This window comes from Parvibaculum sp. (genome assembly GCF_049672805.1).
In the GTDB taxonomy this organism is placed as follows: domain Bacteria; phylum Pseudomonadota; class Alphaproteobacteria; order Parvibaculales; family Parvibaculaceae; genus Parvibaculum.
Window position 1 is genome coordinate 1 of the sequence record NZ_JBATWS010000282.1, and the last position, 9478, is coordinate 9478.

The window sequence follows — 9478 nt, forward strand, 5'->3', positions numbered from 1 at the left end:
GAATGGACCGAGCGCACCGACCGAAGACAATTCCTGAGCGCAGGCGTCGAATAAATAAGGAATGTCATCGCGGGATTTGTTCCCGCGATCCACTCGCCTCGCCGCTTGCCGCAGACGCTGATGGATCCCGGCAACGAGTGCCGGGATGACACTTGTTTTGTCACGCCACGCGCGCACCCGACAGTGACATGTCGCTCACGGGAAGCCTCACCACCAGCAGAACAGTTCTCGTGGTTATCACCATGCCGCTGAGATTGTGGTGGCTGGGGCAAGTGAAACGAACTGGATCATCCTAAGGTTTGATTTTAGGGGACCGATTATAGCCGATCGAAGGGTCGTTCGAACGCAGTAACCCGATGTACTCTCGTTCTTTCTTCCGCACTTCGCTCGGTGATGCGGTATTAGACTCCCATAAAATCTCTCTTCGGTTGGTCATATCTCGTCGCATCGCTCGGGTTGGGAAGTCCACCTCAATCAAGCGTTTATCTGGGCTGCCGAAATAGGTTATCGAATCCGTTAAATCGCTACCCACAGAACTTTTGCCATTCGGCCATGTGATTTTATAGACAACCTTCACTAAGCCACCCGCGCCCGTTCGTTGATCGCCCGCACATCCGCGCCCACCGGCAGCGTGCCGTAAACATCGCCCCAGTCGCGCCCGAGCCGTGTCTGGCAATAGGCGTCCGACACGAAGCCCGGCGCGTGTTGCAGCAGGATGGAAGCGGAAGCGAGTTTCGCCATCTGCTCGACGATCTGCCGTGAGCGTGCTTCGAGCGAGCCCATATCGGCGAAGGCGTCCTTCAGCGCATCCAGCGCGCCGTCATAGGCCGTGCTTGCGCCACGGGCTTTCTCAAGCTCCGCGAATACAACCTCCAGCGCCTCCGGCTCGCGCGCCAATGCGCGCAGCACGTCGAGGCACATGACATTGCCCGAGCCTTCCCAGATCGCGTTGACCGGCATCTCGCGATAGATGCGGCCCGCGATCCCCTCTTCCACATAGCCATTGCCGCCCAGACACTCCATCGCCTCATAGGCGAGGTTCGGCGCGCGTTTGCAGACCCAGTATTTCGCAACCGGCGTCATGATGCGGCGGAAGGCGGCCTCCGCTTCATCCTCATGCGCGCGGTCAAAGCTGCGCGCCACGCGAAAGGAAAGCGCCGTCGCGGCTTCCGTTTCCAGCGCGAGGTCTGCCAGCACATTCGCCATCAGCGGCTGGTCGATCAGCTTCTTCTGAAACACCGTGCGATATGAGCAATGATGCACGGCCTGAGAAACGGCCTGCCGCATCATCCCCGCTGTCGCCACCGCGCAATCAAGCCGCGTATAGGTCGCCATCTCGATGATGTTGCGCACACCGCGCCCTTCCTCGCCGATGAGCCAGCCGGAGGCCGCCTGAAACTCCACTTCGGAAGAGGCATTCGACTTGTTGCCAACCTTATCCTTCAGGCGCTGGATGCGAATGGCATTCACGCTTCCATCCGGCCGGAAGCGCGGCATCAGAAAACAGGAAAGCCCGTTCGGCGCCTGCGCCAGCACAAGGAAGGCATCGCACATGGGCGCGGAGAAAAACCATTTATGGCCCGTGATGCGATATTCCTCGCCCGGCCCGCCTGCGCCAACGGGATGCGCGACAGTCGTATTGGCGCGCACATCCGTGCCGCCCTGCTTCTCCGTCATGCCCATGCCGAAGGTAACGCCCTTCTTCTGGTCGGCAGGCAGGAAACGCTCGTCATAGCTGCGGGAGAGAATGCGCGGCACCCATTCCTTCGCCAGCGACGGCTGAAAGAGAAGCGCAGGCACAGCCGCATTCGTCATGGTGATGGGGCAGCCATGACCGGCCTCGGCCTGCGTCATCATATAGGTGCCAGCCAGCCGCGCGACGATAGCACCGGGCTTCGGCTTCGCATCAAGCCCGTCCTTCAGATGCTCCCAGGGCGAACCATGCAGCCCCTGCTCAACCGAAAGCGCCATGAGCCGGTGATAGGCGGGATGAAACTCCACCCGGTCCTCCCGATGACCGAAACGGTCATAGGTTTTGAGAACCGGCAGATAGGCATTGGCCTGCCGCCCGAGATCCAGCACTTCCGCCGAACCGACCTTGGCCCCGAAAGCCGAAAGCGAGGTTCTGGCATGCGCCGCCCCTTCCCGCTCCACCGCCTCCTGAAGCGCCCTGTCGCCTATGAAAAAATTCACGTTCTCAAGCGGCGGCGGCTGGTTGAACACCTCATGCGTCGCAAAATCAGCGGGCGTTTCCAAGGGGCTAGCCATGATCCGAACCTCTCGTCAAAGCAGTCATCCAGCGTAACACCCGGCCTCCAAGCGGCCAAATCCACCTTGCCGCACCCGGGAATCGGCCCTATACAATGCGGCTTTAATGACCAATGCTGACAAACAGCCGCAAGCCATCTTCCCGCACCGGCATCTGCTGGGCATAGAGGGCCTTTCCCCTTCCGACATCACTGCGCTTCTTGATCTGGCCGACACTTATGTCGAACAGAACCGGCAGGTTGATAAAAAGGGTTCCGTGCTGCGCGGCCGCACGCAGATCAATCTCTTTTTCGAAGCCTCGACCCGCACGCAAAGTTCCTTTGAACTGGCCGGCAAACGCCTTGGCGCCGATGTGATGAACATGTCGGTGTCCTCCTCTTCGGTGAAGAAGGGCGAGACGCTGATCGACACGGCGGTGACGCTGAACGCGATGCATCCCGACCTCATCATCATTCGTCACCAGAACTCGGGCGCGGTGGAGCTTCTCTCGCAGAAAGTTTCCTGCTCGGTCATCAATGCGGGTGACGGGGCGCATGAGCATCCGACACAGGCGCTGCTCGACGCGCTGACGATCCGCCGCCGCAAGGGCCGGCTTCAGGGTCTGCTCGTCGCCATCTGCGGCGACATTCTTCACAGCCGCGTCGCCCGCTCGAACATTCTCCTGCTTCATGCGATGGGCGCGCGCGTGCGCGTCATCGGACCTTCCACCCTCATGCCGCCCGGCGTGGAACGGCTTGGCGTGGAAGTCTTCCACGATATGAAGAAGGGGCTCGAAGGTGTTGATATCGTGATGATGTTGCGCCTCCAGCTTGAGCGCATGAGCGGCTCCTATGTGCCCTCGCAGCGCGAATATTTCCATTTCTACGGGCTCGACTACGCGAAGCTCGCCTATGCGAAACCGGACGCGCTCATCATGCATCCCGGCCCGATGAACCGGGGCGTGGAAATCGACAGCGCCGTCGCCGACGATATTGACCGCAGCCTCATTCGCGAACAGGTGGAGATGGGTGTCGCCGTGCGCATGGCCGTGCTTGATGCGCTGGCGCGCAATCTTCCGAATGACCCTCGTACCGGACATGGGGGTGCGAGATGAGCCGCACCGCCTTCATCAATGCGCGCCTGATCGACCCCGCCAGCGGCTATGACCAGATGGGCGGATTGCTCGTCGAAAATGGCGTTATCGCCGATCTCGGCCCCACGCTGTTCAATGACGGGCTGCCCGATGGCGCAGAGGTGGTGGATTGCAATGGCCATGTCCTCTCCCCCGGCCTGATCGACTGTCGCGTCTTTACCGGCGAGCCGGGCGCAGAACACCGCGAAACGCTCGCGCTTGCCAGCAAGGCGGCGGCGGCTGGCGGTGTCACCACCATGATCGTCATGCCGAACACCAATCCGGTGATCGATGATGTGGCGCTGGTGGACTTCATCGAACGCCGCGCTCGCGACACAGGCATCGTGAATGTTCACACCATGGCCGCGCTGACCAAAGGGCTTGCCGGCACCGAGATGACGGAGTTCGGCCTGCTGATCGAGGCAGGCGCGGTCGGCTTCACCGATGGCGTGAAGGCGGTTGCCAATGCGCAAGTGATGCGCCGCGCGCTCAGCTATGCCGCACATCTGAACGCGCTTATCGTGCAACATGCCGAAGAGCCCACGCTTGCAACCGGCGTGATGAATGAGAGCGAGCTTTCCGGTCGCCTTGGCCTTGCCGGTATTCCCGCCATTGCCGAAACCATCATGATCGAGCGCGATCTCCGCCTGCTCGAAGTGACAGGCGGCCGCTACCATGTCTCGCAGATTTCGTGCGAAGCATCGGTCGATATCATTCGCCGCGCCAAGGCGCGCGGCCTTCGGGTGACTTGCGGCGTCTCGGCAGCGCATCTGCAACTCAACGAGAATGACGTGCGGAGCTACCGCACCTTCTTCAAGCTCTCGCCGCCGCTGCGCTCCGAGCAGGACCGCAAGGCGCTGGTCGCCGGTGTGGCTGACGGTACGATCGACGTCATCGTCTCAAGCCATGATCCGCAGGACACGGAAGTGAAGCGTCGTCCCTTCGCCGAAGCGAATTTCGGCGCAATCGGCCTTGAAACGCTGCTGCCTGCGGGCCTCGCCCTTGTGCATAGCGGCGACCTCTCGCTTGAGCGGCTTCTTGCGGCGCTGACCTATGGCCCGTCCGATCTGCTCGGCCTTGGCCGGGGACGCCTTGCCACGGGCCTGCCTGCCGATCTCGTCCTGATCGACACGGACGTGCCCTGGAAACTCGATCCGGCTAAGCTGAAATCAATTTCGAAGAACACGCCCTTCGAAGATCGCCTCTTTCAGGGGCGCGCCATCCGCACCATGGTTGGCGGTGATACCGTCTACGTTCAGGGGGAGGAACGCTGACTATGGACTTCACCGATCTCGCGCTGCCGCTCATGCTGGTCGCGCTGACATTGGGCTATCTGCTCGGCTCCATTCCTTTCGGCCTGCTTCTGACGCGGCTCGCGGGACTTGGCGATATTCGCGAAATCGGCTCCGGCAATATCGGCGCCACAAATGCGCTGCGCACCGGCAATCGCTGGGTCGCTATCGGCACGCTGATCGGCGATGCGGCCAAGGGTGCAGTCGCCATTCTCATCATGGCGGAAGTGGCGCGGGTTGCAGGTGAGGATGTCGCCCTGCTCGCAGGTCTTGCGGGGCTTGGCGCCTTTCTTGGTCATCTCTATCCGGTCTGGCTCGGCTTCAAGGGCGGCAAAGGCATCTCAACCTTTATCGGCATCCTGCTCGCGCTCTATTGGCCGGTCGGCCTCCTTTTCTGCGCCACATGGGCGGTGGTTGCGATTGTCTCGCGCTATTCTTCCCTCTCCGCCCTTGTCGCGTCCGCGCTGACACCTGTCTATCTCGCCTGGCTCAACCAGTGGGAACTGGTGGGCCTCAGCGTGGTGCTCGTCATCCTCATCTACATCGCGCATAGAGGAAATATCTCGCGCCTTCTTTCGGGAACGGAGCCGCGTATCGGTCAGAAACAGGCCGAAAGCGCAGAAGGCTGAACCGCGTGGAGGGCATCGCCCTTTCCGAAAGCGAACGTCTCGCGCGGCTGCGTCTTGCCCGCAGCGAGAATGTCGGCCCTGTCACCTTTCGTGATCTGCTCGCGCATTTCGGCAATGCCGTCGCCGCGCTTGAGGCGCTGCCGGATCTCGCCGCGCGAGGTGGTGCGCGCAGCAGGCTGAAGGTTGCTCCGGCCTCACAGGCAGAAACGGAGATTGCCCACGCGGGGCGCCTCGGCGCGCATCTTCTCGTGCTGGGCGACCCGCAATACCCGCCTTCTCTCGCCGCGCTTGATCCACCACCGCCGGTTATTTCGGTGCTGGGCGATCTCGCTCATCTGCAGAAAAAATCAATCGCCATGGTCGGCTCGCGCAATGCCTCAGCCGCAGGCCGACGCATTGCAAGCGAGATGGCAGAAGCACTTGGCGCGGAAGGCTTCACCATTGTCTCAGGTCTCGCGCGCGGCATCGACACCGCCGTGCATCGCGGCTCCCTTGCAAGCGGCACCGTCGCCGTGCTCGCAGGTGGGCTTGATATTGTCTATCCGGAAGAAAATCGTGAGCTGCAACGCGCCATAGCAGAACGCGGCGCGCTTGTGAGCGAGATGCCGCCCGGCACCAGCCCGCAGGCCCGTCACTTCCCCCGCCGCAACCGGCTGATCTCCGGTCTTTCGCTCGCCGTGATCGTGGTGGAAGCAGCGCTTCGCTCCGGCTCGCTCATCACGGCGCGTTTTGCGCTGGAGCAGGGACGCGATGTCTATGCCGTCCCCGGCTCCCCCCTCGACCCCCGAGCGCAAGGGTCGAACAAGCTCATCAAGGATGGCGCGCCGCTCGTTGAAAATGCAGGCGATGTGATCGCCGCGCTTGCCACGCCCGCCGGCCTCTTTCGGGAGCCGGACCTACCGCTCTTCGCACCGCATGAGGCCGCCCCGTCCGAACCGGATGACGATATGCGCAGCCGCATCCTCGCAGCACTCGGCCCGACGCCCACCCCGGTCGATGACATTCTGCGTGAAACCGGCGCAACCGTGCCCGCCTTGCGGGCGACATTGCTGGAACTCGAACTGGCGGGCCGCCTTCACCGTGACCCCGGGGACCGCGTGAGCCTGTTGCCAGAAGGCTGATGCCTAGTCGCCGCTGCGCCGTGCGCCCGACCGGCCAACAGAGAGAAGCCGGGACTCTTCCGCTGCAATACCAATCAGATAGGCCAGAAAGTTAAAGCCGCGCTTCACCGCCAGGCGGCGCGACGCAATCATCAGATCGAGCAAATAGGCGGCGACAGCCTCATCATCCACCTCCGCCTCTTCATCGAATGCCACCGGGATATTCCGCAATCTCGGGCCGGCCCCGGCAAGACTGCCGACATCGGGTACCGCTTCTGCTCGGATAAAAGACTTCCGCATCTAGCCTCCTCCTCTCGCCGGCCGCCATTTCGCCGGGCGAACTGACTCCAAAGCAGCATCGCTTCAGAACTGACCATAAAGTCTATATGGGTTTTCCGGGCTACGTCTTTTGGCCTAGAAAAAACTTCGTTCGGATTGGAGGGATTGCGCCCCCGGCCGCAACCCCTCATTTGCCCCTGGCGGCCACACCATTTGACAGGCCCCACCCTTTTCACCATTTTCACCCGGCGGCTCGAGGCAGCGGATGCGGCGCTGACAAGGGGCTTTTCACGGCACACCAGCGTGGAACGCGCCCGGATACTCCGGGCCGAAGGCATCAGGCGCGCCGAATGAGGCTTCCGGCACGCCTAATATAAAGAGAGTGCACCTGTCCGATGGACGTCGTCATTGTTGAGTCGCCTGCCAAGGCGAAAACCATCAACAAATATCTGGGCAAGGGCTACAAGGTCCTCGCCTCCTACGGGCATGTGCGTGATCTGCCGTCGAAGGACGGCTCGGTCAGGCCGGATGAAGATTTTGCGATGGCCTGGGATGTAGATGCCAAATCCCAGAAGCGCCTGAACGAGATTGCTGCCGCTGTGAAGGGGGCCGACCGGCTCATCCTCGCAACCGACCCCGACCGCGAGGGCGAGGCGATTTCCTGGCACGTTCTGGAAGTGCTGAACAAGAAGAAGGTGCTGAACGATGTCGAAGTCCAGCGCGTCGTCTTCAACGCCATCACCAAGAAATCCGTCACCGAGGCGATGCAGAACCCGCGCGGCCTCGACAGGGAGCTGATCGACGCCTATCTCGCGCGCCGCGCCCTCGACTATCTCGTCGGTTTTACCCTCTCGCCCGTTCTCTGGCGAAAGCTGCCCGGCTCGCGCTCGGCAGGCCGCGTGCAATCCGTTGCGCTGCGCCTCATTTGCGACCGCGAACTCGAAATCGATGCTTTCAAGAGCCAGGAATACTGGACAGTCGAAACCGATATGAAGACGGCGACAGGCGAACCCTTCGTCGCCCGCCTCGTTGCGCTTGACGGCAAGAAGCTCGGCAAGTTCGACATTCCGAACGAGAAGACCGCCTCCGAGATCGTATCGCGCATCAAGGCGTCGCGCTTCTCTGTCTCTTCCGTCGAGAGCAAACCCGCCCGGCGCAATCCGAACCCGCCCTTCACAACTTCCACGCTGCAACAGGAAGCCTCGCGCAAGCTCGGCTTCTCGGCGAGCCGCACCATGCAGGTTGCCCAGCGCCTTTATGAAGGTGTGGAGATCGACGGCGAGACGACCGGCCTCATCACCTATATGCGAACCGACGGCGTACAGATTGCCGCCGAAGCGGTCGCGCAAGCGCGTACCGTCATCAACAATGAATTTGGCGAGGCCTATCTTCCGGATTCACCGCGCCTCTACACATCGAAGGCGAAGAATGCGCAGGAAGCGCATGAAGCAATCCGCCCGACCGATCTTGCGCGCCTGCCAAAGCACGCCGCCGCGCATCTCGACGAGGATCAGCGCCGCCTCTACGAACTGATCTGGAACCGCACCGTCGCGAGCCAGATGGAAAGCGTACAACTGGAACGCACCACCATCGAGATGGAAGCAGATGACGCGCCGATCGGCCTGCGCGCCACAGGCTCCGTCATCGTGTTCGACGGCTTCCTCCGCCTCTATCAGGAAGGCCGCGACGAGCCGGACGATACGGAAGAAGGCAACCGCCTGCCAAAGGTCGCGCGTGGCGACCGCCTTGGCCTCGACAGGGTGCGTCCCGAACAGCATTTCACCGAGCCACCGCCCCGCTTCACCGAAGCAACGCTTGTGAAGCGGATGGAAGAACTCGGCATTGGCCGTCCTTCCACCTACGCCTCGACGCTGCAAACGCTGCGCGACCGTGACTATGTGCGCATGGATCAGAAGCGCTTCGTGCCGCAGGACAAGGGCCGCCTCGTCACTGCATTCCTCGAAAACTTCTTCTCCCGCTATGTCGAATATGATTTCACGGCAGAACTGGAAGAAAAACTCGACAAGGTATCGGCAGGCGAACTCGACTGGAAAGATCTGCTGCGCGAGTTCTGGAAGGACTTCACCGGCAACGTTGCGGAGGCGACCGAGCTTCGCATCACCGAAGTGCTCGACCGCCTCAATGAAGTTCTGGGGCCGCATGTCTTCCCCGACAGGGGCGACGGTTCCGATCCGCGTAACTGCCCCTCTTGCGACAATGGCCGCCTGTCTCTGAAGGTCGGCCGCTTTGGCGCATTTGTCGGTTGCTCGAACTATCCCGAATGCAAGTTCACGCGCCAGCTCACCGCAGGTGCCGAGGGCGAGGAAGCATCGGGCGACCGCGTGCTTGGCACGGACCCCGAAACGGGCGCCGAAATCTCGCTCAAGACCGGGCGCTTCGGGCCTTATGTGGAGCGCGCGCCGCTATCGGAAGGTGAAAAACCGAAGCGCAGCGGCCTGCCTGCAAAGACGGCGGCATCGGATGTCGATCTCGACATGGCGCTGCGCCTGCTCACCCTGCCCCGCGAGGTCGGCATTCACCCCGAAACGGGCAAGAAGATCACCGCCGGTCTTGGGCGCTTCGGTCCGTTCATCCTGCATGACGGCACCTATGCAAACCTGAAAGACCCGGAAGAGCTTTTCGACATCGGTGTGAACCGTGCTGTCGCCGTGCTGGCCGAGAAGGTGGCACGCGCGGAAGAGCGCGCAGGCAAGGTGCTGAAGGAACTTGGCGACCACCCGGAAACAGGTAAACCCGTGCAGATCCGCGAAGGGAAATACGGGCCCTATATCAAGCATG

At 61.9% G+C, this 9478-nt stretch carries 7 protein-coding genes; 5 read left to right on the top strand and 2 right to left on the bottom strand.

Going from position 1 to position 9478, the window contains the following annotated elements; all coding sequences use genetic code 11:
• Positions 1–576 precede the first annotated feature (576 nt).
• Entirely contained in the window at positions 577–2268 is a 1692-nt protein-coding gene (locus WBF74_RS09090) for an isovaleryl-CoA dehydrogenase (protein WP_424438453.1), read from the bottom strand.
• Positions 2269–2374: 106 nt separating this feature from the next.
• Here WBF74_RS09090 and WBF74_RS09095 point away from each other — a divergent pair, with 106 nt between their 5' ends.
• The 4 genes from WBF74_RS09095 to dprA are packed head-to-tail and all read left to right on the top strand — an operon-like array spanning position 2375 to position 6421.
• Complete coding sequence (locus WBF74_RS09095) at positions 2375–3361, top strand: aspartate carbamoyltransferase catalytic subunit (protein WP_424438456.1); 987 nt, start codon at positions 2375–2377, stop codon at positions 3359–3361.
• Positions 3358–4653, top strand: a complete 1296-nt coding sequence (gene pyrC / locus WBF74_RS09100) for a dihydroorotase (RefSeq protein ID WP_424438459.1) — start codon at positions 3358–3360, stop codon at positions 4651–4653. Before WBF74_RS09095 ends, pyrC begins: the two co-directional genes overlap by 4 nt.
• A gap of 2 nt (positions 4654–4655) precedes the next feature.
• The gene (plsY, locus tag WBF74_RS09105) at positions 4656–5300 is read left to right on the top strand and encodes a glycerol-3-phosphate 1-O-acyltransferase PlsY (RefSeq protein ID WP_424438462.1); all 645 of its coding nucleotides are present in this window, start codon (positions 4656–4658) and stop codon (positions 5298–5300) included.
• A gap of 5 nt (positions 5301–5305) precedes the next feature.
• Positions 5306–6421 (top strand): DNA-processing protein DprA, encoded by a 1116-nt coding sequence (dprA, locus tag WBF74_RS09110; protein ID WP_424438465.1) that lies wholly within the window; start codon positions 5306–5308, stop codon positions 6419–6421.
• A 3-nt stretch (positions 6422–6424) separates the two neighbouring features.
• On the opposite strand, the gene WBF74_RS09115 is transcribed toward dprA, so the two are convergent.
• Positions 6425–6700, bottom strand: a complete 276-nt coding sequence (locus tag WBF74_RS09115; RefSeq protein WP_424438468.1) for a hypothetical protein — start codon at positions 6698–6700, stop codon at positions 6425–6427.
• Between the two features lie 374 nt (positions 6701–7074).
• Here WBF74_RS09115 and topA point away from each other — a divergent pair.
• On the top strand, positions 7075–9478 hold a 2404-nt coding region (gene topA / locus WBF74_RS09120), incomplete at its 3' end, for a type I DNA topoisomerase (protein WP_424438471.1).

Bases quoted from the DNA above. Each gene is read 5' to 3' on its own strand.
- plsY (WP_424438462.1), top strand. From the start codon at position 4,656: ATGGACTTCACCGATCTCGCGCTGCCGCTCATGCTGGTCGCGCTGACA.
- WBF74_RS09095 (WP_424438456.1), top strand. From the start codon at position 2,375: ATGACCAATGCTGACAAACAGCCGCAAGCCATCTTCCCGCACCGGCAT.
- WBF74_RS09090 (WP_424438453.1), bottom strand. From the start codon at position 2,268: ATGGCTAGCCCCTTGGAAACGCCCGCTGATTTTGCGACGCATGAGGTG.
- pyrC (WP_424438459.1), top strand. From the start codon at position 3,358: ATGAGCCGCACCGCCTTCATCAATGCGCGCCTGATCGACCCCGCCAGC.
- WBF74_RS09115 (WP_424438468.1), bottom strand. From the start codon at position 6,700: ATGCGGAAGTCTTTTATCCGAGCAGAAGCGGTACCCGATGTCGGCAGT.